This is a genomic window from Comamonas granuli NBRC 101663, from assembly GCF_000739995.1.
Taxonomy (GTDB): Bacteria; Pseudomonadota; Gammaproteobacteria; order Burkholderiales; family Burkholderiaceae_C; genus Simplicispira; species Simplicispira granuli.
Window position 1 is genome coordinate 26,144 of record NZ_BBJX01000018.1, and the last position, 25,054, is coordinate 51,197.

Annotated in this window: 21 protein-coding genes and 2 tRNA genes; 11 read left to right on the forward strand and 12 right to left on the reverse strand. The window is 69.4% G+C overall.

The annotated features are described in order from the left end of the window. Positions 1-335 precede the first annotated feature (335 nt). From modA to CGR01S_RS14835, 5 genes are read left to right on the forward strand one after another with little or no spacing between them, the layout of a single operon-like run. Positions 336-1,094 carry a molybdate ABC transporter substrate-binding protein gene (modA, locus tag CGR01S_RS14815; protein WP_042428959.1) on the forward strand — a complete coding sequence of 253 codons (759 nt, stop codon included), beginning with the start codon at positions 336-338 and terminating at the stop codon, positions 1,092-1,094. A 2-nt stretch (positions 1,095-1,096) separates the two neighbouring features. Further along, entirely contained in the window at positions 1,097-1,768 is a 672-nt protein-coding gene (modB, locus tag CGR01S_RS14820; RefSeq protein ID WP_042428962.1) for a molybdate ABC transporter permease subunit, read from the forward strand. 9 nt (positions 1,769-1,777) lie between these two features. Beyond that, on the forward strand, positions 1,778-2,464 hold the full coding sequence (locus CGR01S_RS14825) for an ATP-binding cassette domain-containing protein (RefSeq protein ID WP_042428965.1): 687 nt from the start codon (positions 1,778-1,780) through the stop codon (positions 2,462-2,464). Then, a complete protein-coding gene (locus tag CGR01S_RS14830; protein WP_245616821.1) occupies positions 2,455-3,015 on the forward strand; it encodes a DUF2478 domain-containing protein in 561 nt (186 codons plus the stop codon). Before CGR01S_RS14825 ends, CGR01S_RS14830 begins: the two co-directional genes overlap by 10 nt. Further along, positions 3,008-3,820 carry a TOBE domain-containing protein gene (locus CGR01S_RS14835; RefSeq protein WP_042429029.1) on the forward strand — a complete coding sequence of 271 codons (813 nt, stop codon included), beginning with the start codon at positions 3,008-3,010 and terminating at the stop codon, positions 3,818-3,820. The genes CGR01S_RS14830 and CGR01S_RS14835 overlap by 8 nt, the downstream gene beginning before the upstream one ends. A gap of 22 nt (positions 3,821-3,842) precedes the next feature. On the opposite strand, the gene CGR01S_RS14840 is transcribed toward CGR01S_RS14835, so the two are convergent. The 4 genes from CGR01S_RS14840 to CGR01S_RS14855 form a co-directional block, all read right to left on the reverse strand. After that, entirely contained in the window at positions 3,843-4,334 is a 492-nt protein-coding gene (locus tag CGR01S_RS14840; RefSeq protein ID WP_042428972.1) for a dihydrofolate reductase, read from the reverse strand. Positions 4,335-4,510: 176 nt separating this feature from the next. After that, on the reverse strand, positions 4,511-5,332 hold the full coding sequence (locus CGR01S_RS14845; RefSeq protein WP_042428974.1) for a thymidylate synthase: 822 nt from the start codon (positions 5,330-5,332) through the stop codon (positions 4,511-4,513). Between the two features lie 64 nt (positions 5,333-5,396). Beyond that, on the reverse strand, positions 5,397-6,827 hold the full coding sequence (locus CGR01S_RS14850; RefSeq protein ID WP_042428976.1) for an FAD-binding oxidoreductase: 1,431 nt from the start codon (positions 6,825-6,827) through the stop codon (positions 5,397-5,399). Between the two features lie 40 nt (positions 6,828-6,867). Beyond that, positions 6,868-7,281 (reverse strand): DUF2069 domain-containing protein, encoded by a 414-nt coding sequence (locus tag CGR01S_RS14855; protein ID WP_042428978.1) that lies wholly within the window; start codon positions 7,279-7,281, stop codon positions 6,868-6,870. Between the two features lie 23 nt (positions 7,282-7,304). Between CGR01S_RS14855 and CGR01S_RS14860 the strand changes: the two genes are divergently transcribed. Further along, positions 7,305-8,588, forward strand: a complete 1,284-nt coding sequence (locus CGR01S_RS14860) for a YihY family inner membrane protein (RefSeq protein WP_042428980.1) — start codon at positions 7,305-7,307, stop codon at positions 8,586-8,588. Between the two features lie 28 nt (positions 8,589-8,616). Here CGR01S_RS14860 and CGR01S_RS14865 read toward each other — a convergent pair whose 3' ends face one another. Both CGR01S_RS14865 and CGR01S_RS14870 read right to left on the reverse strand, forming a co-directional pair. After that, complete coding sequence (locus CGR01S_RS14865) at positions 8,617-9,435, reverse strand: alpha/beta fold hydrolase (protein ID WP_042428983.1); 819 nt, start codon at positions 9,433-9,435, stop codon at positions 8,617-8,619. A gap of 3 nt (positions 9,436-9,438) precedes the next feature. Beyond that, on the reverse strand, positions 9,439-10,740 hold the full coding sequence (locus tag CGR01S_RS14870; protein ID WP_042428986.1) for an O-acetylhomoserine aminocarboxypropyltransferase: 1,302 nt from the start codon (positions 10,738-10,740) through the stop codon (positions 9,439-9,441). 107 nt (positions 10,741-10,847) lie between these two features. Here CGR01S_RS14870 and CGR01S_RS14875 point away from each other — a divergent pair, with 107 nt between their 5' ends. Together CGR01S_RS14875 and aroC are read left to right on the forward strand one after the other, a co-directional pair. After that, positions 10,848-11,297: a CBS domain-containing protein gene (locus CGR01S_RS14875; protein ID WP_042428989.1), complete on the forward strand. Its 450-nt coding sequence runs from the start codon at positions 10,848-10,850 to the stop codon at positions 11,295-11,297. Between the two features lie 167 nt (positions 11,298-11,464). After that, a complete protein-coding gene (gene aroC, locus CGR01S_RS14880) occupies positions 11,465-12,562 on the forward strand; it encodes a chorismate synthase (RefSeq protein WP_042428992.1) in 1,098 nt (365 codons plus the stop codon). On the opposite strand, the gene CGR01S_RS14885 is transcribed toward aroC, so the two are convergent. The 4 genes from CGR01S_RS14885 to CGR01S_RS14900 form a co-directional block, all read right to left on the reverse strand. Further along, positions 12,563-13,450: a DMT family transporter gene (locus tag CGR01S_RS14885; protein ID WP_042429032.1), complete on the reverse strand. Its 888-nt coding sequence runs from the start codon at positions 13,448-13,450 to the stop codon at positions 12,563-12,565. A gap of 149 nt (positions 13,451-13,599) precedes the next feature. After that, on the reverse strand, positions 13,600-14,049 hold the full coding sequence (nrdR, locus tag CGR01S_RS14890; RefSeq protein WP_042428996.1) for a transcriptional regulator NrdR: 450 nt from the start codon (positions 14,047-14,049) through the stop codon (positions 13,600-13,602). 25 nt (positions 14,050-14,074) lie between these two features. Beyond that, positions 14,075-15,319 carry a serine hydroxymethyltransferase gene (gene glyA / locus CGR01S_RS14895; RefSeq protein ID WP_042428999.1) on the reverse strand — a complete coding sequence of 415 codons (1,245 nt, stop codon included), beginning with the start codon at positions 15,317-15,319 and terminating at the stop codon, positions 14,075-14,077. A gap of 228 nt (positions 15,320-15,547) precedes the next feature. Further along, the gene (locus CGR01S_RS14900; RefSeq protein WP_042429002.1) at positions 15,548-16,426 is read right to left on the reverse strand and encodes a lytic transglycosylase domain-containing protein; all 879 of its coding nucleotides are present in this window, start codon (positions 16,424-16,426) and stop codon (positions 15,548-15,550) included. Positions 16,427-17,178: 752 nt separating this feature from the next. Here CGR01S_RS14900 and CGR01S_RS14905 point away from each other — a divergent pair. Both CGR01S_RS14905 and CGR01S_RS14910 read left to right on the forward strand, forming a co-directional pair. After that, the gene (locus tag CGR01S_RS14905) at positions 17,179-20,454 is read left to right on the forward strand and encodes a DUF748 domain-containing protein (RefSeq protein ID WP_042429004.1); all 3,276 of its coding nucleotides are present in this window, start codon (positions 17,179-17,181) and stop codon (positions 20,452-20,454) included. Positions 20,455-20,547: 93 nt separating this feature from the next. Next, the gene (locus CGR01S_RS14910) at positions 20,548-23,208 is read left to right on the forward strand and encodes a DUF349 domain-containing protein (RefSeq protein WP_042429007.1); all 2,661 of its coding nucleotides are present in this window, start codon (positions 20,548-20,550) and stop codon (positions 23,206-23,208) included. Between the two features lie 101 nt (positions 23,209-23,309). Here the strand turns inward: CGR01S_RS14910 and CGR01S_RS14915 are convergent. Together CGR01S_RS14915 and CGR01S_RS14920 are read right to left on the reverse strand one after the other, a co-directional pair. Then, positions 23,310-23,394 (reverse strand) — tRNA-Leu (locus CGR01S_RS14915). Positions 23,395-23,498: 104 nt separating this feature from the next. After that, a tRNA-Leu gene (locus CGR01S_RS14920) sits at positions 23,499-23,583 on the reverse strand. 19 nt (positions 23,584-23,602) lie between these two features. On the opposite strand from CGR01S_RS14920, the gene CGR01S_RS14925 reads away from it, so the two are divergent. Further along, the coding region (locus tag CGR01S_RS14925) for a ribonuclease R family protein (protein ID WP_042429035.1) at positions 23,603-25,054 on the forward strand (1,452 nt) is incomplete at its 3' end.

A 25,054-nucleotide genomic window follows, 5' to 3' on the forward strand; every position in this document is an offset into this window, starting at 1 on the left:
AAAGGTCGTCCGACGCAAACACTTACGTTGAGTGACCGTTTCCCCGTTGGCCCAACTGCGGCTCCTGGCCGTTTACGGTCTTCACCGTAATTGCCTGACTAGATCTGAATTGCTATCGAATCAGTAGCTTCTGGCGCTTTATCCATGGGATATTGTTGCTGATTTTCATCGGAATTTTTCAGCGTATGCTGCAGCAAAGTCCGCATGCCCCATTGCGGACCAGACCGCTCTCCTCCAAGACTATTGCGGTGCATCAAAGGCCCTCTCCAAGGCCCAAATTTTCGTTATAACCAAGCGTATACTTCGCTGGCTTGTAACACTTTGGAGCACCGCCCATGGCCCTCGCATCCCTGAAACGCAGCCTCGCCGCCTGTCTTCTGGCCGGGTTTGCCAGCATGGCCCCGGCGGGTGAAGTCACGGTGTCCGCCGCCGCTAGCCTGACCAATGCCCTCAAGGACATTGCCCAGGGCTACGAAGCCGCGCACCCCGGCAGCAAGGTGCTGCTGAACTTCGGCGCGTCCGGCGCCTTGCTGCAGCAGATGGCCAAGGGTGCGCCGGTGGATGTGTTTGCCTCGGCCGACCAGGAGACCATGGACGCCGCGCAGCAGCAGGGCCTGGTGCGCGCGGCGGATCGGCAGGATTTCGTGCGCAATGCCCTGGTGGTGATTGCGCCGATGGACGCCAAGGCGCCGCCCGCCGCGCTGAAGGACCTGGCCGCGCCCGGCGTGGCGCGCGTGGCGCTGGCGCTGCCCGCCAGCGTGCCCGTGGGGCGCTACGCCAAGCAGGCGCTGGAGGCGGCGGGCCTGTGGGGCGCGGTGCAGGCCAAGGCCGTGAACACCACCAACGTGCGCCAGTCGCTCGACTACGTGGCGCGTGGCGAGGTGGATGCGGGCTTTGTGTACGCCACCGATGCCGCGCTGATGAAGGACAAGGTGAAGACGGCGTTTGCCGTGCCGCTGGACCGGGCCATCCTCTACCCCATCGCGCGCACCGCCGCGAGCGGCAACGCCACCGAGGCGGCGGCGTTCATCGCCTATGTGCGCTCGCCGGCCGGCCAGGCCATTCTGGCGCGTTACGGTTTTCTGAAGCCCTGAGCATGGACGGTGCCTGGCCCGCTCTCTGGCTCTCGCTGCAGGTGGCCACCTGGGCCACGCTGCTGTGCCTGGTGCTGGGCACGGGCGTGGGCTATGCGCTGGCGCGCTGGCGTTTTCCGGGGCGCGACCTCATCGACACGCTGCTCACGCTGCCCATGGTGATGCCGCCCACGGTGCTGGGCTACTACCTGCTGGTGCTGTTGGGGCGCAAGGGTTGGCTGGGCGGCTGGCTGTACGACACCTTTGGCATCCAGCTCATCTTTACGCTGACGGGTGCGGTGATCGCGGCCACGGTGGTGGCGTTTCCGCTGGTGTTCAAACCCGCGCGCGCCGCCTTCGAGGCGGTGGACCCGCAGTTGCAGGACGCGGCGCGCGTGCTCGGCATCTCCGAGGCGGGCGTGTTCTGGCGCGTCACGCTGCCGCTGGCCTGGCGCGGCATCCTGGCCGGGGTGCTGCTGGGCTTTGCGCGCGCGCTGGGTGAGTTTGGCGCCACGCTGATGGTGGCGGGCAGCATTCCGGGCAAGACGCAGACGCTGTCGATTGCCGTGTACGAAGCGGTGCAGGCCGGGCAGGACGATGTGGCCCACCTGCTGGTGCTCATCACCTCGGTGGTGTGCGTGGCGGTGCTGCTGGCCGTGGGCAAGCTGGCGCCGGGGCGCGTCGCAACGCGATGAGGGGCGGGCATGCGGCTTGACGTGGACATCCGCAAGACGCTGCGTTCGGGCCACCGCGTGTTCGAACTGCAGGCGCGCTTTTGCGCCCAGGGCGAGCGCGTGGTGGTGGTGGGCCCGTCGGGCGCGGGCAAGAGCATGCTGCTCAAGGTGCTGGCCGGGCTGGTGCGGCCCGATGCGGGCCATGTGCGCATCGACGGCGAGACGTTGTTCGACGCTGTCCAGGGCATCCACCTGCCGCCGCAGGCGCGCAACGTGGCCTATCTGTTCCAGGACTACGCGCTGTTCCCGCACCTCAACGTGCGCCAGAACATTGCCTTTGGCGAGCGGCGCGGCTGGCGCAACCCGCCGGCGGCGCATGCCAGCCCGGAGGTGGAGCGCTGGCTCGATGCCTTCGGCCTGCGCGAGGTGGCGCACCAGCACCCGCACGAGCTCTCGGGCGGGCAGCGCCAGCGCACGGCCCTGGCGCGCGCGCTGGTGGCGCGGCCGCGCGCGCTGCTGCTTGACGAGCCCTTTGCTGCGCTCGACACCGAGCTGCGCGCCAGCATGCGCGCCGAGCTGGACGCGCTGCAGCGCCGCCTGCAGGTGCCCATGGTGCTCATCACGCACGACCCGCAGGATGTGCAGGTGTTTGGCGAGCAGGTGCTGTACATGCATGATGGCGTGTTGCGCAGGAAGGAGGACGCTGCATGCACATGAATGAACAGCCCGCCGCGGCGGCCATCGCCGCCATGGTCCATGCCGATGGTTTCGCGCAGGCCGATGCCCTGCTGGCGGGCTTTGCCGCCGCGCTGGTGCAGCAGGGCTGGCGCGTGGGCGGCCTGCTGCACGAGCGGCGTCGCCTGCCCAGCGGTCGCGGCGGCATGTTCCTGGTGGACGTGCAGACGGCCGAGGAGTACTGCATTTCCCAGGACCTGGGGCGCGATGCGCGCGGCTGCAGCGTCAGCACCGCGGGGCTGGCGCAGGCCAGCGCCGTGCTGCGCCGTGCGCTGGCCCAGCCGCCGGATCTGGTCATCGTCAATCGCTTCGGCGCGCAGGAGGCGCAGGGGGGTGGGTTCGCCGCGGAAATGCTGGCCCTGGCCGAGGCGCACATCCCCTTTGTCACGGCGGTGGCGCACAAGCACCTGGACGCCTGGACGCATTTTTGCGGCGCCGCGGCCGAACACCTGCCCGCCGACGCCGCCGCGCTGCAGGCGTGGTGGGCGCGCAGTGCGCCAGGGGCGCCAGGCACGGGGGCGGGCCATGGCTGAGCCGCAGGCGCGCATCCAGCTCGGCGGCTCCGTCTGGATGACGGTGGACGGCCAGAACCTGGGCGGCTCGGGGCGCATGCAGCTCCTGGCGCTGGTGGGGGCGCACGGCTCCATCACGCACGCGGCCAAGGCCATGGGCATGAGCTACAAGGCCGCGTGGGACGCCATCGACTCCATGAACAACCTGGCGGGCGAGCCGCTGGTGGAGCGCGTGGCGGGCGGCAAGGGCGGCGGCGGCACGCGCCTGACGCCGCGCGGCGCGCAGCTCGTGCACAACTTCCGGCTCATCGAGGCCGAGCACCAGCGCTTCATCGCCCAACTGGACGGCCAGGCCACGGGCCTGGCCGATGACTACCTGTTCATCCGCAGAATCAGCATGCACACCAGCGCGCGCAACCATTTCGCAGGCACCGTCACCCGCGTGGTGCATGGCGCGGTCAATGACGAGGTCGAGATCGCGGTGCGCCCCGGCCTGTGCATCGTGGCCACCGTCACGCACGAGAGCGTTGCGGGGCTGGGGCTGGCCGTGGGGGCGCAGGCGTTTGCGCTGGTCAAGGCCACGTCCATCGTCGTCGTGACCGATGCGCAAGGGGCGCGCTTTTCGGCGCGCAACTGCCTCACGGGCCAGGTGGCGCGCATCACGCCGGGCGCGGTGAACGATGAGGTGGTGCTGGACCTGCCGGGCGGCGCCACGGTGGCGGCCATCATCACCCACGGCAGTTGCGAGGCGCTCGGCCTGGCCGTGGGCGGCACGGCGACGGCGATCTTCAAGGCGTCCAGCGTGATCGTGGGCGCCCCGGCATGATGCGCCGCCCGCGCGGCGGCGCTCAGCGCCGCTCGTAGCGCACGAAGGCGAAGGGCAGGCCGCCCGCGCTGGTGTGCGCTGTGCGCGCGGTCTCCACCCATTCGGGGCCGAGCGCGGGGGCGTGGGCGTCGCCGTCGAAGTCTTGCGCAATCTCGGTCACCTCCACGCGCTGGGCCAGCGGCAGGGCCTGGGCGTAGATCTGCGCGCCGCCGATCACCCACACCGTGGCGGGCTTGCTTTGCTCTGCCATTTGTAGCGCCTCGCGCAGGCTGGATGCGCGCTGCGCGCCGATTTCATGCCAATCAGACTGGCGCGTGACGACGATGTTGCTGCGCCCGGGCAGCGGGCGAAAGCGCGGCGGCAGCGAGTCCCAGGTCTTGCGCCCCATGATGACGGGGCTGCCTTGCGTGAGCTGCTTGAAATGCGCCAGGTCTTCGGGCAGGTGCCAGGGCATGGTGCCGTCCTTGCCGATGACGCCGTTGGCGGCGCGTGCGTAGATGAGGGCGATGTGCATGTCAATGATCCATTCCGCGAACGCTTTACCCGCGATCCATGAAGCTGGCCCGACCCAGGCCAGAGCCGCCGCGCAAGGGCCGCCCCGCCGCGCTGGCGGCGTCCCCCTGCCCGCAGCGCGTAGCGCTGCGAGAGCGGGGGGAAGGCGCCGAAGGCGGCTCAGGGGGGTGTTTCACTTCACACCGCCACCGGCGCCTTGATGGCGGGGTGGCACTGGTAGTCCAGCACCTCGAAGTCTTCGTACTCGTAGTCGAAGATGCTGTCCGGGCGGCGCTTGAGGCGCAAGGTGGGGTAGGGGTAGGGCGCGCGCGCCAGTTGCGTCTGTACCTGCTCGTGGTGGTTGCTGTAGATGTGGCAGTCGCCGCCGGTCCAGATGAAGTCGCCCACCTCCAGGTCGCACTGCTGCGCCACCATGTGCGTGAGCAGGGCGTAGCTGGCGATGTTGAAGGGCACACCGAGGAAGATGTCGGCGCTGCGCTGGTAGAGCTGGCAACTGAGCCGGCCCTCGGCCACGTAGAACTGGAAGAAGGCGTGGCAGGGCATGAGCGCCATCTGGTCGAGCTCGGCCACGTTCCAACTGCTCACGATGATGCGGCGCGAGTCGGGGTTGGTCTTGAGCGTGTCGATCACCTGCTGGATCTGGTCGATGTGGCCGCCGCCGGGCGTAGGCCAGTTGCGCCACTGCACGCCGTACACGGGGCCCAGGTCGCCGTCCGCGCGCGCCCATTCGTCCCAGATGGTCACGCCGCGCTCCTGCAGCCAGCGCACGTTGCTGTCGCCGCGCAGGAACCACAGCAGCTCCAGGATGATGCTCTTGAGGTGCACCTTCTTGGTGGTGACCAGCGGAAAGCCCTCGGAGAGGTCGAAGCGCATCTGGTGGCCGAACACGCTTTTCGTGCCCGTGCCCGTGCGGTCGCCCTTGGCCACGCCATGGAAGAACACATGGCGCATGAAGTCTTCGTACTGGGAGCGGATGGGGCGGGGGGCAGCGGTGGGCATGATCGGAAAATTTTAATTAAAAGTGGCTGTAGTGCTTATGGGTAAAGCGCTGGCAGCTATCAAATCAGGAGTTTTCAGGCGCCGCCAGCACCCGCCCCGGGTTCATGAGGTTCTGCGGGTCCAGCGCCTGCTTGATGGCGCGCATCATGCCCAGGGCCACGGGCGACTGGTAGCGCGCGAGCTTGTCGGTCTTGAGCGCGCCCACGCCGTGCTCGGCCGAGAACGAACCGCCATGTTCCGCCACGGCCTCGTAGACGAGGTGGTTCACCCGGTCCTCCTGCTCGCGCAGAAAGGCCTTGGCGTCGCCGCCCTCGGGCGCCTGCACGTTGTAGTGCAGGTTGCCGTCGCCCAGGTGGCCGAAGTTGACCAGGCGCACGCCGGGAATCTCGCGCCGAAGCAGCGCATCGGTATGCGCCACGAAGGCAGGGATGCGCGAGATCGGCACGGAGATGTCGTGCTTGATGTTGAGCCCCTCCTCAGCCTGGGCCAGCGGAATGCTCTCGCGGATGTGCCAGAGCTGCTGCGCCTGGGCGATGTTCTCGGCCACCACGGCGTCCTGCACGCAGCCGGCCTCGAAGGCGGTTTCCAGCAGCGCCTCGAAGCGCGCGCGCGCGTGGTCCTCGGATTCGCTGTCGGAGTTCTCCAGCAGCACGCCGTAGGCCACCTCGTCCTGGTCGATGAAGGGCACGCGCAGTTGTGGCATGTGCTTGGCCACCAGTTGCAGCGCGAAGCGCCCCATGACCTCGAAGCCCGTGAGCCCGGCGCCCAGGTGCTGGTGCGCCAGGGCCAGCAGGCGCACGGCCTGCTCCATGCTGGGCACGGCGGCCCAGGCCGTGAGCTGCGCGGCCGGGCGCGGGTAGAGCTTGAGCGTGGCGGCGGTGATCACGCCCAGCGTGCCCTCGCTGCCGATGAACAGGTCGCGCAGGTCGTAGCCCGTGTTGTCCTTGCGCAGGCCCTTGAGGCCGTCCCACACCTCGCCCTGGGGCGTGACGACCTCCAGGCCCAGGCACAGGTCGCGCGCATTGCCGTAGCGCACCACCTGCGTGCCGCCGGCGTTGGTGCCCAGGTTGCCGCCGATGGTGCAACTGCCCTCGGCGGCGAGCGAGAGCGGGAACAGCAGGCCTGCCTGCTCGGCGGCCTGCTGCACGTTCTGCAGGATGCAGCCGGCCTCGACGGTGAGGGTGAGGTTGTCCGGGTCGAGCGCGCGCACGGCATCGATGCGCGTGAGGCTCAGCACCACCTCGCGGCCCGAGGTGTCGGGCGTGGAGCCGACCGACAGGCCGGTGTTGCCGCCCTGCGGCACCATGGGCACGCCCGCAGCGGCGCAGGCCCGGACCACGGCAGCCACCTCTTGCGTGCTGGCCGGGCGCACCACGGCCAGGGCCTTGCCGTGCACGCGGCGGCGCCAGTCCAGCTCCCAGGCGCTGAGGTCGCCCTCGGTCAGCACATGGGCGGCGCCGACGATCTGGCGCAGGGTCTCTATCAGTGAGGACATGCAAGGGGCTCCGTGGCGGCAGGCGCGCTGCCGGGTGGGTTCAGGGGGCTTGGGGCGCGGGCGGGCGGGCGGGCGCGCTGCGCAGGCGCACGCGGATGTGCACCGTGCAGGCGGTGAACAGCACCAGGCACAGCAGCACTTCCAGCAAGGCCAGCCAGTTGCCGGGCGCGCGGTCGCTCCAGGCGCGCACCACGCCCTCGGTGAAGTACAGCCACACCATGAGGCTGACCCAGCGGTAGGTGTACATGCGGTTCTTGAGCAGGCCCGCCAGCGGGATGCACAGCGGCAGCGCCTTGAGCGCCAGCCACGAGCCGCCCGGGCGCAGCGGCGCCAGGAACAGCTCCCACGCCAGGCACAGCGCGATCAGCGCCAGCAGGCTGGCCACGGCGGCGCGGCGCGCGCCGGCCACCAGCGGCGCGGGGGTGGGGCGGGTGTCGGGGGCAAGGGCGGGCATGGAAATCTGGGATCATAGCGGCCATGCCCTTTTCCCTACAGACCGTGGTGCGGCGCCTGCAGGCGCTGCCCGAGGAGCTTTCGCAGTTTCCCTGGAAGACGACGGTGCAGACCCTGCACGAGCGCTTTCGCGAGGACCGGCTGGGCGTGACGGCCAGCAGCCTGACCTTCACCACCATCCTGGCGCTGGTGCCCTTTTTCACCGTGGCGCTGGCGGTGTTCACGGCCTTTCCCATGTTCGCCAAGCTGCAGGACGTGCTGCAGCGCTGGCTGGTCGACAGCCTGGTGCCCGACAACATCGCGCGCCAGGTGCTGGGCTACCTCACGCAGTTTGCGTCCAAGGCCAGCCGCCTGGGCGTGCTGGGCCTGAGCGTGCTGCTGGCCACGGCGCTGGCCCTGATCCTCACCATCGACCGCACGCTCAACAACATCTGGCGCGTACGGCGCCTGCGCCCGCTGGGCCAGCGCGTGCTCATCTACTGGGCCGCCATCACGCTGGGGCCGCTGCTGCTGGCCGCCAGCCTGGCGCTCACGTCCTACGCGCTCTCGGCCTCGCGCGGGCTGGTGGGGGCGCTGCCCGTGCCGCTGCGCCTGCTGCTCGATTCCATCGAGTTCCTCGTGCTCGCCGGGGGCATGGCGGCGCTGTACCGCTACGTGCCCAACACCCTGGTGCGCTGGCGCCATGCCTGGGCGGGCGGCGTGTTCGTGGCGCTGGGCATCGAGCTGGCCAAGAAGGGCCTGGCGCTGTACGTGGCCAAGGTGCCCACGTATTCGGCGGTGTACGGCACCTTCGCCACGCTGCCCATTCTGCTGGTGTGGATCTACGTGGCCTGGGTCATCGTGCTGCTGGGCGCGGTGGTGGCGGCCTACCTGCCCAGCCTGCTGGCGGGCGTGGCGCGCCGCTCGGGCCGGCTGGGCTGGCATTTCGAGCTGGCGGTGGAGGTGCTGCAGCAGCTCCAGGCCGCACGCCAGACGCGCACGCATGGCCTGCGCCTGGACGAGCTGGCGCAGCGCCTGCGTGTGGAGGCCCTGCAGCTCGAACCCGCGCTCGAAGCCCTGGTGGGGCTGGACTGGGTGGGCCGCCTGGAAGCCGAGGCGGCGGTGGGCCCGCGCCAGGCCGAGCCGCGCTATGTGCTGCTGGCCGACCCGCAGGTCACGCCCCTGGCGCCGCTGGTGCAGCGCCTGCTGCTCGAGCGCGCCCCCAGCCTGCAGGGGCTGTGGCGCAGCGCAGGCATCGACGGTTTGACGCTGGCCGATGCGCTGGCGCTGGATTCAGAGCAAAATAAGGCTCCAGCGCCCGCCAGATAAGCGCGAGCAGCTACTGGATTGATAGCATTCAGCGCGCCAGGAAGTCCCGGATGGCGCCCAGCGTTTGCTCGGGCGCCTCGGTCATCTGGTGGTGGCCCACCGGCAGGTAGGCCACCTGCACCTGCTTGCCGCCCTCGCGCGCCTTGGCGATCAGGCCCTGCGCGGCCTTGGGTGCGGTCATCTGGTCCTGCGCGCCCAGGGCGAAGAGCACGGGGCAGGTGATGCGCGCGATGGCCTCGTTGCCGCCCGCATAGCTGTCGCAGGCCACGAAGCCGCGGTGGAACACATTCACCTCGCGGTTGCTGCGCAGCACGCGCCGGCCCAGCGCCATGCTGGCGCCGTACACCCAGGTGCCGGGGCCCAGCGCGGTGGGCGGCGCGCACAGGGTGCTGCGCGAGAACACGTTGACCATGCGCAGCGCCTTCTCGGGCTCGTTCAGCGAGGCCTCGATGAGCGCGGGCGAGACCTTCATGGGGAAGGCCGTGCCCACCAGCACGAGGTGGCTGGCGCGCTCCTGCAGGCGCGCCGCTGCCTCGAGCGCGATCAGCGAACCCCAGCTGTGGCCCACCAGCGCGGCGCGCGGGGCGCCCACGGCGCCCAGCAGGGCGATGATGAAGTCCGCCGCTTCCTCCACCGACGCCGGCGCCGGGCCGGCGCTCTTGCAGTGGCCGGGCAGGTCCACGGCGAGCACGTTCCAGCCGTGGTGGGCGAGGTAGCGGCTTTGCATGGCCCAGACGCTGTGGTCGTTGAGCACGCCGTGGATTAGCACCACGGTGGGCTGGGCCGGGTCGAAGGGCTTGCCGCCGGTGTAGCAGAAGGTCTTGTGGCCGTTGACTTGCAGTTCCATGGCTCAGGCTCCTGCCTTTTCTGCGGCCTTCAGGGCGCGTTTGAGGTCGTCGATGAGGTCGTCCGGGTCTTCCAGGCCGATGGACAGGCGGATCGTGCCCTGCGTGATGCCCGCCTGCGCGAGCGCGTCGTCCGCCAGGCGGAAGTGCGTGGTGCTGGCCGGGTGGATCACCAGGCTGCGGCAGTCGCCCACGTTGGCCAGGTGGCTGAAGATTTTCAGCGTCTCGATGAACTTCTTGCCTTGTTCGCGCGTGCCCTTGAGGTCGAAGCTGAACACCGAGCCCGCGCCGCGCGGCAGCAGCTTTTGCGCGAGCTGGTGGCTGGGGTGCGATTCGAGCAGCGGGTGGCCCACGCGCGCGACGAAGGGCTGGCTGGCGAGGAATTCCACCACCTTCTCGGTGTTGCGCATGTGCTGCTGCATGCGCAGCGGCAGCGTCTCTATGCCCTGCAGGATGAGCCAGGCGGTGTGCGGGCTCATGCAGGCGCCGAAGTCGCGCAGGCCCTCGCGCCGCGCGCGCAGCAGGAAGGCGCCCACGGTCGATTCCTCGCTGAACACCATGCCGTGAAAGCCATCGTAGGGCTGCGTCATCTCGGCAAAGCGCCCCGAGCCTTCCCAGTCGAATGCACCGCCGTCCACCACCACGCCGCCAATGACGGTGCCATGGCCGGAGAGGAACTTGGTGGCCGAGTGGTAGACCAGGTCGGCGCCGTGCTCGAAGGGTTTCATCAGCCAGGGCGTGGTGAAGGTGGAGTCCACCAGCAGCGGAATGCCGTGCTCGTGCGCGAGGGCAGCCACGGTGGGAATGTCGAGCACGTCCAGGCCCGGGTTGCCCACGGTTTCGCCGAAGAACAGCTTGGTGTTGGGGCGGATGGCGGCGCGCCAGGCGGCTATGTCGCCGGGCTTCACAAAGGTGGTCTCGATGCCGAAGCGCCGCAGCGTGTAGTGCAGCAGGTTCTGCGAGCCGCCGTAGAGCGCCGTGCTGGCGACGATGTGCGAGCCCGCGCCCATGAGCGTGCAGATCGCCAGGTGCAGCGCCGCCTGGCCGCTGGCGACCGCAATGGCGCCCGCGCCGCCTTCGAGCGCGGCCATGCGCTGCTCCAGCACGGCGTTGGTCGGGTTGCTGATGCGCGAGTACACATGGCCGCCGCGTTCCATGTTGAACAGCGACGCCGCGTGGTCGCTCGATTCGAACACGAACGAGGTCGTCAGGTGGATGGGCACGGCGCGCGCGCCCGTGGCGGGGTCGGGGGTGGCGCCTGCATGCAGGGCCAGGGTGTCGAAGCCTGGATCGGCGTAACCGGGCATGAAGTTGTCTCCAAGGTGTAGCGGACAGGGGTTTGGTCCCCGGCATTGTGGGCTATATTTGGCTCCTGAATGCATAGCGCCCGAGCGGGCATCCACGGAGAAGCACCATGAAAGTCAGCGACATCCTGCGCGTCAAGGGCAATACCCTCTTCACCGTCCACCCCGATGAACCCCTGGCGCGCGCCGCCGAAACCATGGCCCAGAAGGACATCGGCTCGCTCGTGGTCATGGAGCTGGGCGACCTGGTAGGCATGCTCACCTTCCGCGAGGTGATCCAGGCCATGGTCAAGAACGGCGGCGCCGTGGGCAGCATGCTGGTGCGCACGGCCATGGACGACGCCCCGCTCACCTGCACCATGGAGACCGACATGGACGAGGTGCGCCGCATGATGCTCGACCGCCACGCGCGCTACATGCCGGTGATGGACAAGCGCATGCTCATGGGCGTGATCAGCTTCTACGACGTGGCTAAGGCCGTGGTGGACAGCCAGAACTTCGAGAACAAGATGCTCAAGGCCTATATCCGCGATTGGCCGGAGGAAAAGACAACCCCCTGAGGCGCCTTCCCCCTTTTCTCGCATTGCTGCGCAATGCGGGAAGGGGGACGCCAGCAGCGCGGCGGGGCGGTCCTTGCGTGCTGGCTCCGGCCTTGAGGCGCGCTCGTTCCAAGCGTCGGTGGCTCTTACCCGTTGCAGTGGGTGGCCGTCTGGGATAATCCGGCGCCATGAGCGGCAACACCTTCGGCACCCTTTTTTGTGTCACCAACTTTGGTGAATCCCACGGCCCGGCCATTGGCTGCGTGATCGATGGCTGCCCGCCCGGCATGCTGCTGTCCGAGGCCGACATCCAGCACGACCTGGACCGCCGTCGCCCCGGCACCAGCCGCCATGTCACGCAGCGCAACGAGCCCGACGCGGTGGAGATCCTCTCGGGCGTGTACGAGGGCCGCACCACGGGCACGCCGATCGCGCTCTTGATCCGCAATACCGACCAGCGCAGCAAGGACTATGGCGACATCCTGCAAACCTTCCGCCCCGGCCATGCGGACTACACCTACTGGCACAAGTACGGCCTGCGCGATCCGCGCGGCGGCGGCCGCTCCTCGGCGCGCCTGACGGCGCCCACGGTGGCCGCCGGCGCCGTGGCCAAGAAATGGCTGGCCGAGAAGTTCGGCACCCGCTTTCGCGCCTGCATGACGCAACTGGGCGAGCTCGACATCCCGTTCGAGAGCTGGGACCACGTGCCGCACAACCCCTTCTTCGCCCCCGTGGCCGATGTGCAGCGCTACGAGGACTACATGGACCAGCTTCGCAAGGCGCACGACTCCTGCGGTGCGCGCATCCGCGTGCAGGCCACGGGCGTGCCCGTGGGCCTGGGCGAGCCGCTGTTCGACAAGCTCGACGCTGATATTGCCTACGCCATGATGGGCCTGAACGCCGTCAAGGGCGTGGAGATCGGCGCGGGCTTCGCCAGCGTGGCGCAGCGCGGCACGGAGCATGGCGACGCGCTCACGCCCGCGGGCTTTCGCGCCAACAACGCGGGCGGCGTGCTCGGCGGCATCAGCACCGGGCAGGACATCGAGGTGAGCATCGCCATCAAGCCCACCAGCTCCATCCTGAGCCCGCGCGAGTCCATCGACATCCACGGCCAGAGCACCGAGGTGGTCACCAAGGGCCGCCACGACCCCTGCGTGGGCATCCGTGCCGCCCCCATCGCCGAGGCGCTGCTGGCGCTGGTGCTCATGGACCATGCGCTGCGCCACCGCGCGCAGTGCGGCGACGTGGTCCAGGCCGTGCCGCCCATCGCGGGCGCGCTACGCTGATCAGCGCGCGCGCAGCACGCCCAGCAGGCGCAGCGGGTTGAAGCCGGTCACCAGCGCCGTGGCCAGCAGCACCAGGGCGCCGCCCCACAGCATGCCGGAGCCCAGCGGCTCGCCCAGGAACAGGCTGCCCCAGGCCACGCCGAACAGCGGGATCATGAAGGCCGAGCTCATCGCCGCCACGGGCGAGACCTGGCTGAGCACGCGCAGGTTGAGCCAGTAGGCCAGGCCCGAGGTCACCACGCCCATCACCAGCACGGCCAGCAAGGCGGGCACGGTGAACTGCGCCCGCGGCCAGTCCCACGCGGCGCCGGGCAGCAGCAGCACCAGCGCCGCAGCGTGTATGCCCGCCGCGATGGCCAGGGGGCTGATGCGCTGGGTGGCGCGCTTCATCCAGGGCGTGCACACGCCATAGCAGGCGGCGGCGGCCATGCAGGCCAGCGCCGCCACGATCAGCGTGGGCGAGGGCTCCACCGGCCCCAGCCGCACGATCAGCGCCACGCCGGCAAAGCCGCACGCGCAGCCCAGCCACTTGCGCACGGAGAGCTGGTCCTCCTTCATCCACGCCGAGGCGAGCACGCCGAACGGCACCACCATGGTGTTGAGCAGCGCGCTGTAGCCCGCGGGCAGGTGCAGGGCGGCCCAGGCGTAGAGCAGAAAGGGCAGGGCCACGGTCAGCGCGCCCAGGCCCGAGAGCTCGCACCAGTGCTGCCAGGGCCAGGGCTCGCGCGTGGCGCGCATGATGGCCACGAGCGTGAGCGTGGCCAGGCCGATGCGCAGCAGCGCCATCACATGCGGGCCCAGCACCGGGCTGGCGATGCGGATGAACAGAAAAGAGGCGCCCCACAGGGCGGACAGCAGCACGAGCTGCAGCAGATGGCGGGTTCTCACGGCAGCGCCATTGTGCCGGGCGGCTGGCATTGCTGCCGTGCTCCGGGCGACAGGAATATCAATGAAAATGGGCTCCAGCGCTTATGGAGCAAGCGCTGGAAGCTATGTATTTTGTAGCGTTTGCGGTGCTGGCCGGGCGTGTGCCGGGCTCACTGGCGCACTTCGTCCACCACGCTCTTGAACTCGTCGATGTCCTCGAAGCTGCGGTACACGCTGGCATAGCGGATGTAGGCCACCTTGTCGAGCTTCTTGAGTTCGCGCATCACCATCTCGCCGATGTGGCTCGACGGGATTTCGCGCAGGCCCAGGTTGAGCAGCTTTTCCTCGATGCGCTCGATGGCCGAGTCCACCTGCTCCGTGCTCACGGGGCGCTTGCGCAGCGCAATGGCGAACGACCCCAGGAGCTTGGCGCGCGAATATTCGGTGCGCCGCCCGTCCTTCTTCACCACGCTGGGGAAGTTCACCTCCGGCCGCTCGTAGGTGGTGAAGCGCTTGCCGCAGGAGGCGCAGCGCCGCCGGCGCCGGATGAAGTCCCCGTCCTCCGAGGCGCGGGTCTCCACGACCTGCGTCTCCGGGTGGCTGCAGAAGGGGCACTTCATGGGCGCGGGCGGGCCGGGGGCGTGCTCAGCGGTAGACCGGGAAGCGGCTGGTCAGGGCGTGCACCTTGGCGCGCACGGCCTCGATGTGGGCTGCGTCGCGTGGGTTGTCCAGCACGTCGGCGATCAGGTGCGCCGTGGCGCGCGCCTCCTCGTCCTTGAAGCCGCGCGTGGTCATGGCGGGCGTGCCCACGCGGATGCCGCTGGTCACCATGGGCTTCTCGGGGTCGTTGGGGATGGCGTTCTTGTTGATCGTCATGTGCGCCTGGCCCAGCACGGCCTCGGCTTCCTTGCCGGTGATGCCCTTGGCGCGCAGGTCCACCAGCATCACATGGCTTTGCGTGCCGCCGCTGACGATGCGCAGGCCGCGCGCGGTCAGCGTCTCGGCCACGATGCGCGCGTTGGTCACCACCTGCTGCTGGTAGGCCTTGAACTCGGGCGCCAGCGCCTCCTTGAAGGCCACGGCCTTGGCGGCGATCACGTGCATCAGCGGGCCGCCCTGCAGGCCGGGGAAGATGGCGCTGTTGATCGCCTTCTCGTGCTCGGCCTTCATCAGGATGATGCCGCCGCGCGGGCCGCGCAGGCTCTTGTGCGTGGTGCTGGTGACCACGTCGGCGTGCGGCACGGGGTTGGGGTACACGCCCGCGGCGATCAGGCCGGCGTAGTGCGCCATGTCCACCATGAAGATGGCGCCCACTTCCTTGGCCACCTTGGCGAAGCGCGCCCAGTCGATGTGCAGGCTGTAGGCCGAGGCGCCGGCCACGATCAGCTTGGGCTTGTGCTCGCGCGCCTTGGCCTCCATGGCGTCGTAGTCGATGGCTTCCTGGGCATTGAGGCCGTAGGAGACCACGTTGAACCACTTGCCCGACATGTTCAGCGCCATGCCGTGCGTGAGGTGGCCGCCTTCGGCCAGGCTCATGCCCATGATGGTGTCGCCGGGCTTGAGGAAGGCCAGGAACACCGCCTCGTTGGCCGAGGCGCCGCAGTGCGCCTGCACGTTCGCGGCCTCGGCGCCGAAGAGCTGCTTGACGCGGTCGATGGCGAGCTGCTCGGCCACATCGACGTATTCGCAGCCGCCGTAGTAGCGCTTGCCGGGATAGCCCTCGGCGTATTTGTTGGTCAGTTGCGTGCCCTGGGCCCACATGACGGCGGGCGAGGCGTAGTTCTCGCTGGCGATCAGTTCGATGTGCTCTTCCTGGCGCTTGTTTTCGGCCTGGATGGCGGCAAAGAGCTCGGGGTCGGTCTGTTCGACGAGGATGTTGCGGTGGTACATGGCAGTCCTTTTTGCATTGGAATCCCTTGGAGAAACAAGGGCTGCCCAGGCGAACGGCTCAAACGCGGCGGGGTGGATGGCCCGGGCGGTACGCTCCCCAGTGGTTCGCCGGACGGTCGTCCGGCCGGTTTCCACGTCAGCGGCAGGCCCCGTGGGAGCCCGCGCCTATCGCCAGTCGCGTACCCCGCTAGTGTAACGCTGCGGCCATGAGCCGGCGCGCGCCGGTGCTCAGAACTCCGAAGGGGAGAGCAGGGCCACCTTCTCCGCGGCGGCCTGCGTGCCGGCACCCGAGGCGGGAGCGGCCGGCGCCGGGGCGGGCTTGACCTGCGCCTTGGTCGAGAGCAGGGGCGCGGGCACGGCCTGCGTTGCGGGCACGGCGCGCCCTGTGGCGGCCACCTGGCGCAGGCGGTAGTGCTCGGCCAGCACCTTGTCGGCGTAACCGCCGTCCTGCTCCGGGTCGCTGGCGCCCACGTAAAAGCGCAGCCCGCCTTCGACCGAGCCGGCGCGGGCAATGCATTCCTGGAGCACCTTGACCCCGACGCGCAGATTGGTCACCGGGTCGAAGGCCGTGAGCTTGCCGCCCATGGGCTCGTACTTGTCGGTGTGCACGCGCGTCATCACCTGCATCAGGCCCTGGGCACCCATGGGGCTTTGGGCAAAGGGGTTGAAACGCGATTCGATCGCCATGACGGCGAGGATCAGGGTGGGGTCGAGCTTGGCGCGCGTGCCCAGCTCGAAGGCTTCGGCCACCAGCAGCCCCAGGGGCTCGGGCGCCACGCGGTACTTCTTGCTGAGCCAATAGGCCACGCGCGCCTGTTCCTTGGGCAGCTCCTGGGGATTGAGCGCCAGCGTGCGCTCGCTCGGCTCGAGCAGGTCCTCGGCCGGGTCGGCAGGCTCGGCGGGTGCTGCCTGGCGGGCCAGCAGCCAATCCGCGAGCCGGGATTCCCCGGCCATGCGCAGGTCGGGGCGGGCCGTCAGTGCAATGACGGCCATGGCCACGGCCAGGCCCAGGAGGGCGAAGCCGTTGTGGGTGAGGTGCACAAGTCCATGTGCCACGGTCGCGGCAACGGAGCGCAGCCCGGAGACCATTTTTTCTGTCGCTGTCATAGCTTTCCTTTCTGGTGCAAACCCCCCGGGGATCCGGGCCTGGGGCCATGCGGAGGCGGGCAGGGGTCGCTTGGATTGGTACGCCATCGAGTCCGGGCCATGGTGCGGTGTGGGGCCCTGGGACTGACTTCGCCGAAGAGGGCGGCGGGTGAGGGTTACTACTGATGTTTCAGAAGTTGGCGGATTCTAGGAGGGCACAAAATGCATAGTCAACACTAACAAAGACATTCTTCATACAGATAAATAATATAAAAACTGATGAAAAATACAGTTTTTTGACCCTTTTCCCCCGTAGGGACCACCGGGGCGGGTGGAGAGCCCAGCCCAATTTCAATCGACTGCCACTGGATGATTGAGACCCTGATTTGTTCTTTCGGGTGTTCTTTGTTAAGGTGTCACTGCCTCTTCATTGCAGGCATCGCCGAAAGAAGCAAGGCCCGCTGCCCGTGCATTCAGTGCCAGAGCAGACAGAGCGCCGCGCTTCCCAGGCAACTCCCTGGGGGCAATCCCTTGCCCCCTGCAGCATGGACCTCTACCCTCCATGCCGCAACCGATGGCACAGACCGTTGCGTCAGCCGTCAAGCCCGGAGGAGCGGCACTGCGCCACTTCTCCGGGCTTTCTGTTTTTTACAGTGCGGTACGCGCCTTCCCGTTGGTTTTCTGGTGCAATCCGGGGCGGGAGCCCCAAGGCGCCATGCCCGCGAGCGCATGGCGCCGCCCGCAGGGGCCAAGACGTTCAAGGCCGGATTTTCATGTTCTCATTTCACACGAAGCCATGGGTTCTGCGCGTTGCAGGGGCCATGGCAGCACTGCTGCTGCTCTGGGCCGTGGCCTGGCTGGCGGTGCCCTGGCTGGTGCGCAGCCAGGGCGAGCGCCTGGGCAGCGAGGCCTTGGGCCGCCAGGTCACCATAGGCCGCGTGGAGTTCCAGCCCTGGTCGCTGGAGCTCACCATCCACGATCTCGCCATTGCGGCGGCCGATGGCCAGGGCACGCAACTGGCCGTGCGGCGCATCCATGCGGATGCCGACGCCGAGTCCCTGCTGCGCCTGGCGCCCGTGCTCGACGCCCTGGAGGTCGAAGAACCGGTGCTGCGCCTGACCCAGCGCAGCGCAGGCCACTACGATATTGACGACATCCTCGCGCGCTTGACGGCCTCCGGGGACCAGGCGCCTCAGGGCAAGCCGTGGCGCTTTGCGCTCTACAACATTGCCGTGCACGGCGGCGCGGTGGACTTTGCCGACAACACGGTGCAGCGCACCCACACCGTGCGCGACCTGGAGCTGGGCATCCCCTTTCTGAGCAACCTGGAATCCCAGCGCGCCGTCAAGGTGCTGCCGCACCTGGCCTTCAAGCTCAATGGCAGCGCCTTTGAATCCACGGCCGAGGCCACGCCCTTTCTGGCCAGCCGCAAGACCGAGGCGCGCGTGCGCCTCACGGGTTTCGACCTGGCGCCTTTCCAGGGCTACCTGCCCCGGAGCCTGCCCGCCCGGCTGCAGTCCGGCGTGCTCGATGTGGACCTGGCCCTGGCGTTCGAGCAGCATTCGGGCGCGGCCCTGCACCTGCGCGGCAGCGTGCAGGCGCGTGGCGTGCGCCTGGCGGGCCGCCATGGGCAAACGCTGCTGGAGCTCGAGAGCGCCGACGCCCGCATTGCCGATATGGAGCCCCTGGCGGGACGGCTGCAGCTGGCCTCGGCCGGGGCGGCCGTGCGCGCGCTGGCCCTGGACGGCGGCGCTGGCGATGCCCCGGTGCCGCAACTGAGCGGGCGCCTGGCAGCCGAGGATCTGGAGCTGTCCTGGCAGGCGGGGACCGCCGCGGCGCGGCTCGGCCGCGTGGCGCTCGACGGCCTGGCCCTGGACTGCCCGCCGCAGGCCGCCTGTGCCGGGGCCGGTGTGCCGGGCATCGCCATGCGCAGCAAGAGCAGCCTGGCAGAAATCAAGGTCTTGCGCGCCGAAGAGATCCGCCTGGATGCGGGCCAGCGCGCGCTGCAGGTGGGCCGCGTGGTCCTCACCCAGCCGCGCGCCCTGGTGGAGCGTGATGCGCAGGGGCGCTGGATGGCCGAGCACTGGCTGGGCAGTGCCCTGGAGGCCGCCCCGGCGGCGAGCGCGCCTGCAGCCCCCTGGACGGTGCATTTCGGCGCCGTGGAGGTGGATGGCGGCGCCATCGCCCTGCGCGATGCGCTGCCCGAGCGGCCGGTGGCGCTGAGCGTAGCGGCCCTGCGCCTGCGCATGGCGGACTTTGCGCCCCTGGGGGCGCAGCCAGCGCCCCTGGAGCTGGCCGCGCGCATCGCCGCGGGGCGCACCGAGCCCGGCCGGCTGGAGTACACCGGCACGCTGCGCATGGCGCCGCTGGCGGTGCAGGGCCGGGTGCTGGCGCAGCGGCTGCCGCTGCACGCGCTGGAGCCCTACGTGGCCCAGGCGCTCAACGTGCGCGTGCTGCGTGCCGACGGCAGCTTCCAGGGCACGGTGCGCTATGCCGCTGAAGACGCGGGGCCCGCCCTGCGCGTGCAGGGCGACGCCTCGCTCGACGACCTGCGCGTGCGCTCGGCCCTGCTCACGCGGCCCTCCGGCGCCCAGGCCGCCAGCGTGGACCGCAGGCTGGCGCCGCCGGAAGACCTGTTGCACTGGAAATCCCTGGGCCTGCGCGGCGTGGACGTGGAGCTGGCCCCGGGCCACGCCACGCAGGTCCAGGTGCGCGAGACGGCGTTGAGCGATTTTTTTGCGCGCGTGATCGTGCAGGACAACGGCCGCATCAATCTGCAGGACCTGCTGCGCCAGCCCGAACCGGCCGCCGGGCCGCCCACCGCTGCGCCGGCAAAGCCGGCACCGCTCCCGTCCGTGCGCTTCGGCCCCTTGGCCCTCACGGGCGGTACGGTGCGTTTTTCCGACTACTTCATCCAGCCCAACTACTCGGCAGACCTGAGCGAGCTCACCGGCCGGCTCAGTGCGTTCTCCTCGGAGCCCGCCGCCGCGGGTGCGGCGCCCGCCATGGCGGACCTGGAGCTGCGCGGCCGTGCCGAGGGCACGGCGACACTGGAGATCACCGGCCAACTCAACCCCCTGGCCCGGCCGCTGGCGCTCGCCATCACGGGCAAGATGCGCGACCTGGAACTGCCGCCGCTCTCGCCCTACACCATCAAGTATGCTGGCCATGGCATCGAGCGCGGCAAGCTGAGCATGGACGTGAACTACCGCATCCAGCCCGACGGCCAGCTCACGGCAAGCAACAAGCTCGTGCTCAACCAGCTCACCTTTGGCGAACCGGTGGAGGGCGCGCCCGCCAGCCTGCCCGTGCGCCTGGCCACGGCCCTGCTGGCCGACCGCCAGGGCGTCATCGACCTGGACCTGCCCATCAGCGGCTCGCTCAACGACCCCGAGTTCCGCCTCGGGCCGGTGATCTTCAAGATCATCGGCAACCTGATCATGAAGGCCGTGACAGCGCCGTTCGCGCTCTTGTCCAGCGCCTTGGGTGGCGCCGCCGAGCCGGGCACGGTGGCCTTTGCCCCGGGCAGCGCGCAATTGGACGATGCCGCGCGCGCCAGCCTGGACAAGGTGGCCCAGGCCTTGATCGATCGCCCGGCGCTCACGCTCACGGTGGTGGGCGAAGCCCGGCTCGCCGATGAGCGCGAGGGCTGGAAGCAGGCCCAGTTGCAGCAGTGGCTGCTGGCCCAGAAGCGCCGCGCCGCCCTGCGCAGCGGCCAGGATGGCGCCAGCGTGCAGGCGGTGGCCGCCGAGGAGGTCCCCGCCCTGCTCAAGGAGGTGTACCTGCGCTCCGACATTCCCAAGCCGCGCAATCTCGTGGGCATGGCCAAGGACTTGCCGCAGTCCGAGATGCAGGCCTTGCTGCTGACCAGCATGGCGGTGCCCGAAGACGCCATGCGTACGCTGGCGCTGGCGCGCGGCGTGGCGGTCCGGGACTATCTGGCAGCACGCCAGGTGCCGTCCGGGCGCCTGTTTCTCGGTGCCGTGGTAACGCGCCCCGAGGACGAAGGATGGAGCCCGCGTGCGCGCCTGACGCTGGCAGCGAAATAGCGCCCTGCGGGAGGCCGGCAAATCCCGGCGAGAATAGAGCCTTGTCCCCGGCACGCCCCTGCTGCTGCCGGGGCTGTATTCCTTGAGTCATCCATGTTTTCTTTTTCTTCCCGCAGCAAAATGTCCGATGCACCTGAAGCGACCCCGGCCCCGGCTCCGGCCAAGATCTCCGAGCCGCATCCGCTCGATGTGCTGACGGGTGGCGCCTTCTCTGCCGCCACCTCGGGCGAGCGCGCCGCGCGCGTACGCGACTGGCTGGCCCAAGAGCCCTCACCCGAGCAACTGCAGGAGGTGTTCAAGGAGCTGAGCGTGCGCGACAAGGGCGCGGCGCGCGCCATCCGCGAACGCATCGACGAGCTCAAGCGCGCCAAGAACCAGGAGGCGATTGCCGCCGAATGGGCTGACAAGGCGCAGGCCTTGCTGGACGCGCCGCGCCTGAACATTGCCGACGCCATGGCCTGGCAGCGCGATGCGGCCAAGGCTGGCGCGCCGCTCTCGCGCGAGCCCCTGGCAGCGCTCAAGACCGCGCTGGCCGAGCGTGTCAAGGTGATCGAAGACCTGCAGCACCGCGTGCAGGTGCAGCGCGAGGCCGCGGTCCTGCTGGCCCAGCGCATCGAGGTGCTGTCCACCAAGCCCTGGGCCGATGCCCAGGCGGCGCTCGATCTGCTGCGCGCCGACGTGGGGCGCTGGCAGGAGCAGGCCCAGGAGCTGGCCGGCGACGCGAGCTGGGTCAGCGTGGAAGCGCGTTTCCCGCCCTTGCTCGATGCCTCGCGCAGCCAGTTGCTCGTGGTGTGGGAGGCGTTCGAGGCGGCGCTGGGCCAGGCCGTGGCGGCCGCGGCCGATCCCCAGGCCCCGCTGCCGCCCGTGCCCGTGTGGGCCGACGAGCTGCGCGCCGCGCGCGGCCTGCCCACCGAGGCGGACGCCGTCGCGGCCGCTGCTGCAGCGGCCAGGCCGCCCCGGTCCAAGGTTGATCCGGTCGTGGTCGACAAGGCCCAGCAGGCCGTGCGCGCGGCCCTGGCCACGCTGGAGGCGGAAACCGCCGAAGGGCATGGCAAGGCCAGCATGGGCGCGTCCGCGCAACTGCGTGCCGTGCTCAAGGTGCATGGCCGCCATATCGATGCCGCGCTGGAGCAGCAGGTCCACCAGGCCCTGGTGGCTGCGGGCGAACTGCAGGGCTGGCAGCGCTGGAGCGCCGATCAGGTGCGCGAGGAACTCGTCGCCAAGGCCGAGGCCCTGCTGCAACGCCCCGAGGGCCAGGCCCTGGGCGGGCGCAAGATGCAGGAGACCCTGCGCCAGTTGCGCGAGCAGTGGAAGCAGGCCGACCAGGGCGGCCCGGCCAACCATGCGCTGTGGCGCAAGTTCGACGAGGCGTGCAATGCGGCGCACAAGGTCGTCGAGGCCTGGCTGAGCAAGGTCCGCGCCGAGGCTGCCGAGCACAAGGCCGCGCGCCTGGCACTGATCGAGGAGCTGCAGGCCTGGTCTGCCGCGCAGGCCGCCAGCACCGATTGGAAGGCGCTGGGCCGCGCCCTGCACCAGTTTGCCGAGCGCTGGCGCGAAGGCGGCCATGTGGGGGAAAAAGTGTTTGCCGAACTGCAGCCGCTGTGGAAGCAGGCCTTCGCCCAGGCCAGCGCACCGCTCGAAGCGGCGCAAAAGGAGAGCCTGGCGCGCCGCCACGCCATGATCGAGGAGGCCACCGCGCTGGGGGCTGCGGCCCCGCTGCGCATCGATGCCATCAAACAGTTGCAGCAGCGCTGGCAGGCCGAGGCGCAGGCCGTGCCGCTGGAACGCCGGCATGAGCAAAAGCTCTGGGACGCGTTTCGCAAGCCCATCGACGAGGCCTTCCAGCGCAAGGGCAGCGAGCGCGAGCGCGCGGCCACCGAACTGAGCGCCCGCGACCGCGCCGTGCTCGAGGCCTCCAAGGCCCTGGACGCCGCCAGCGCCAGCGGCGATGCACAGCAGATTCGCCACGCCATGCAGGCCCTGGAAGAGGCGCTGCGCCAGCAGGCGCATGCCGCCCAATCTGAAGAAAAAGCCGTGCAAACGCCCGCTGAGCAAGCGTCGGAAGCTACAGAAAGTGAAGCGCCGCAAACCGCGGCCCCGAAGGCCGCTGGCGCACGCCCCGTGGTGGCCGTGCGCGGCGACGACCGCCCGGGCATGAAGCGCGATGCCGTGCCGGCACCCGGTGCGCGCCCCGGCCGTCCGGGCGAGCGGCGCGATGGCCGTCCCGGCCGTCCGGAAGGTCGGGGTGAGCGCGGAGGGCGCCTGGGTGAGCGGCCGATGCGCGAAGAACGTGGCCCGCGCCTGGGTGATGCGGCCTTCCGTGCCCAGCGCGACGCCATGGAGCATGCGCAGGCGGCCCTCAGGCGGCTGGCGGCGCAGGCCCATGGCGAGGCCCTCACGCAACTGCTGACCGCCTGGGAGCAGCGCGACCCGGCGCAACTGCCCGGCACCCAGGAACTGGGTGGGCGCGTGGCGCCGGCAGTGCGCAGCGCCTGGGTGCAGGCCCTGTCCGGTGCGCCGGCCGGGGATGCGGCCGAGGCGCTGCTGCGCCTGGAGATGGCAGCCGAGCTGCCCACCCCGGCAGAACACCTGCCCGCGCGCCGTGCACTGCAATTGCAATTGCTCACGCGCCGCAACGACCCGGCACCGGCCCAGACCTGGGGCCAGGACGCTGCGCGGGTCCTGGCCAGCGCCAGCGATGCGGGCAGTGCGCGCCGCCTGCAGGCCGTGCTCAAGGTCCTGCTGCGCAAGTAAGCACCTGCCTGCAGGCCTGCAAGGGCCTGCAGGCAAGCCCCGGGGAAGCGGGCAGGCGCCAAAAGAAAAAGGCCGTTGCGTGTGCAACGGCCTTTGCTGTTTGGTGCCCAGGAGAGGACTCGAACCTCCACGGAGTTACCCGCTAGTACCTGAAACTAGTGCGTCTACCAATTCCGCCACCTGGGCATTTCAGGAATTTCAAATTGTATAGCAAGAAAGCGTCTTCCTGAAACTGTTTGCGCTTTATTGCTGAGAAAAAAGCCGCTGGGGGAGCGGCTTTTCGTTAAACTTGGTGCCCAGGAGAGGACTCGAACCTCCACGGAGTTACCCGCTAGTACCTGAAACTAGTGCGTCTACCAATTCCGCCACCTGGGCATTTCAGGAAAGACCAACATTGTATAACAAAAAATTGAACTCCCGCACGCAATCTTCGCATCCCGCTGACGAAATCGAAGGCACCGTGCAGGGTCACCGCGACGGCCACGGTTTCGTGGTGCGTGACGATGGCCAGGCCGACATTTATCTCCCTCCCAACGAAATGCGCGCCGTGCTGCACAAGGACCGCGTGCGTGCCCGCATCGTGCGCCAGGACCGGCGCGGCCGGCCCGAAGGGCGCGTGGTCGAGATCGTCGAGCGCCCCGCCCAGCCCATCATCGGCCGTCTGTTGCAGGAGGGCGGCGTCTGGATCGTCGCCCCCGAGGACAAGCGCTACGGGCAGGACATTCTCATTCCCGCGGGCGCCCTGAGCAGCGCACGCACGGGGCAGGTCGTGGTGGTCGAGCTCACCGAGCCGCCGGCCCTGTTCGGCCAGCCCGTGGGCCGCATCACCGAGGTGCTGGGCGAGGTCGACGACCCCGGCATGGAGATCGAGATCGCCGTGCGCAAGTACGCCGTACCGCACGTGTTCTCCGAGGCCTGCCTGGCCGAGGCGGGCGCGCTGCCCGACAAGGTGCGGGCACGCGACAAGAAGCAGCGCATCGACCTCACCGACGTGCCGCTGGTCACCATCGACGGCGAGGATGCGCGCGACTTCGACGATGCCGTGTACTGCGAGCCGGCGAAGATCGGGCGCAGCAAGGGCTGGCGCCTGTTGGTGGCGATTGCCGATGTGAGCCACTACGTGCAGACCGGCAGCGCCATCGACGTCGATGCCTACGACCGCGCCACCAGCGTGTACTTCCCGCGCCGCGTGATTCCCATGCTGCCCGAGAAGCTGTCCAACGGCCTGTGCTCGCTCAACCCGGACGTGGAGCGCCTGTGCATGGTGTGCGACATGCTGATCACGGCCAAGGGCGAGATCCACGCCTACCAGTTCTACCCGGCGGTGATGTTCAGCCATGCGCGCCTGACCTACACCGAGGTGGCGGCCATCCTGACGAACACCCGTGGTCCCGAGGCCGAGCGGCGGCGCGCACGCGTGACCGATCTGCTGCACCTGCACGACGTGTACCGTGCGCTGCTCGCGGCCCGCCAGCAGCGCGGGGCCGTGGATTTCGAAACCACCGAAACGCAGATCGTGTGCGACGACAACGGCCACATCGAGAAGATCGTGCCGCGCGTGCGCACCGAGGCCCACCGCCTGATCGAGGAGGCCATGCTGGCTGCCAACGTGTGCAGCGCCGATTTCATCGCCCAGAGCGGCCAGAGCGGCCTGTTCCGGGTGCACGAAGGCCCCACGCCCGAGAAGCAGGACATCCTGCGCAGCTACCTCAAGGCCATGGGGGTGGGCATGTCGATCAGCGAGAACCCCGCGCCCGAGGAGTTCCAGGCCATTGCCGAAGCCACCAAGGAACGGCAGGACGCACAGCAGATCCACACCATGCTGCTGCGCTCCATGCAGCAGGCC

Coding starts and splice junctions, on each gene's coding strand:
- modA (WP_042428959.1), top strand. CDS start 336: ATGGCCCTCGCATCCCTGAAACGCAGCCTCGCCGCCTGTCTTCTGGCC.
- modB (WP_042428962.1), top strand. CDS start 1,097: ATGGACGGTGCCTGGCCCGCTCTCTGGCTCTCGCTGCAGGTGGCCACC.
- CGR01S_RS14825 (WP_042428965.1), top strand. CDS start 1,778: ATGCGGCTTGACGTGGACATCCGCAAGACGCTGCGTTCGGGCCACCGC.
- CGR01S_RS14830 (WP_245616821.1), top strand. CDS start 2,455: ATGCACATGAATGAACAGCCCGCCGCGGCGGCCATCGCCGCCATGGTC.
- CGR01S_RS14835 (WP_042429029.1), top strand. CDS start 3,008: ATGGCTGAGCCGCAGGCGCGCATCCAGCTCGGCGGCTCCGTCTGGATG.
- CGR01S_RS14840 (WP_042428972.1), bottom strand. CDS start 4,334: ATGCACATCGCCCTCATCTACGCACGCGCCGCCAACGGCGTCATCGGC.
- CGR01S_RS14845 (WP_042428974.1), bottom strand. CDS start 5,332: ATGCCCACCGCTGCCCCCCGCCCCATCCGCTCCCAGTACGAAGACTTC.
- CGR01S_RS14850 (WP_042428976.1), bottom strand. CDS start 6,827: ATGTCCTCACTGATAGAGACCCTGCGCCAGATCGTCGGCGCCGCCCAT.
- CGR01S_RS14855 (WP_042428978.1), bottom strand. CDS start 7,281: ATGCCCGCCCTTGCCCCCGACACCCGCCCCACCCCCGCGCCGCTGGTG.
- CGR01S_RS14860 (WP_042428980.1), top strand. CDS start 7,305: ATGCCCTTTTCCCTACAGACCGTGGTGCGGCGCCTGCAGGCGCTGCCC.
- CGR01S_RS14865 (WP_042428983.1), bottom strand. CDS start 9,435: ATGGAACTGCAAGTCAACGGCCACAAGACCTTCTGCTACACCGGCGGC.
- CGR01S_RS14870 (WP_042428986.1), bottom strand. CDS start 10,740: ATGCCCGGTTACGCCGATCCAGGCTTCGACACCCTGGCCCTGCATGCA.
- CGR01S_RS14875 (WP_042428989.1), top strand. CDS start 10,848: ATGAAAGTCAGCGACATCCTGCGCGTCAAGGGCAATACCCTCTTCACC.
- aroC (WP_042428992.1), top strand. CDS start 11,465: ATGAGCGGCAACACCTTCGGCACCCTTTTTTGTGTCACCAACTTTGGT.
- nrdR (WP_042428996.1), bottom strand. CDS start 14,049: ATGAAGTGCCCCTTCTGCAGCCACCCGGAGACGCAGGTCGTGGAGACC.
- glyA (WP_042428999.1), bottom strand. CDS start 15,319: ATGTACCACCGCAACATCCTCGTCGAACAGACCGACCCCGAGCTCTTT.
- CGR01S_RS14900 (WP_042429002.1), bottom strand. CDS start 16,426: ATGACAGCGACAGAAAAAATGGTCTCCGGGCTGCGCTCCGTTGCCGCG.
- CGR01S_RS14905 (WP_042429004.1), top strand. CDS start 17,179: ATGTTCTCATTTCACACGAAGCCATGGGTTCTGCGCGTTGCAGGGGCC.
- CGR01S_RS14910 (WP_042429007.1), top strand. CDS start 20,548: ATGTTTTCTTTTTCTTCCCGCAGCAAAATGTCCGATGCACCTGAAGCG.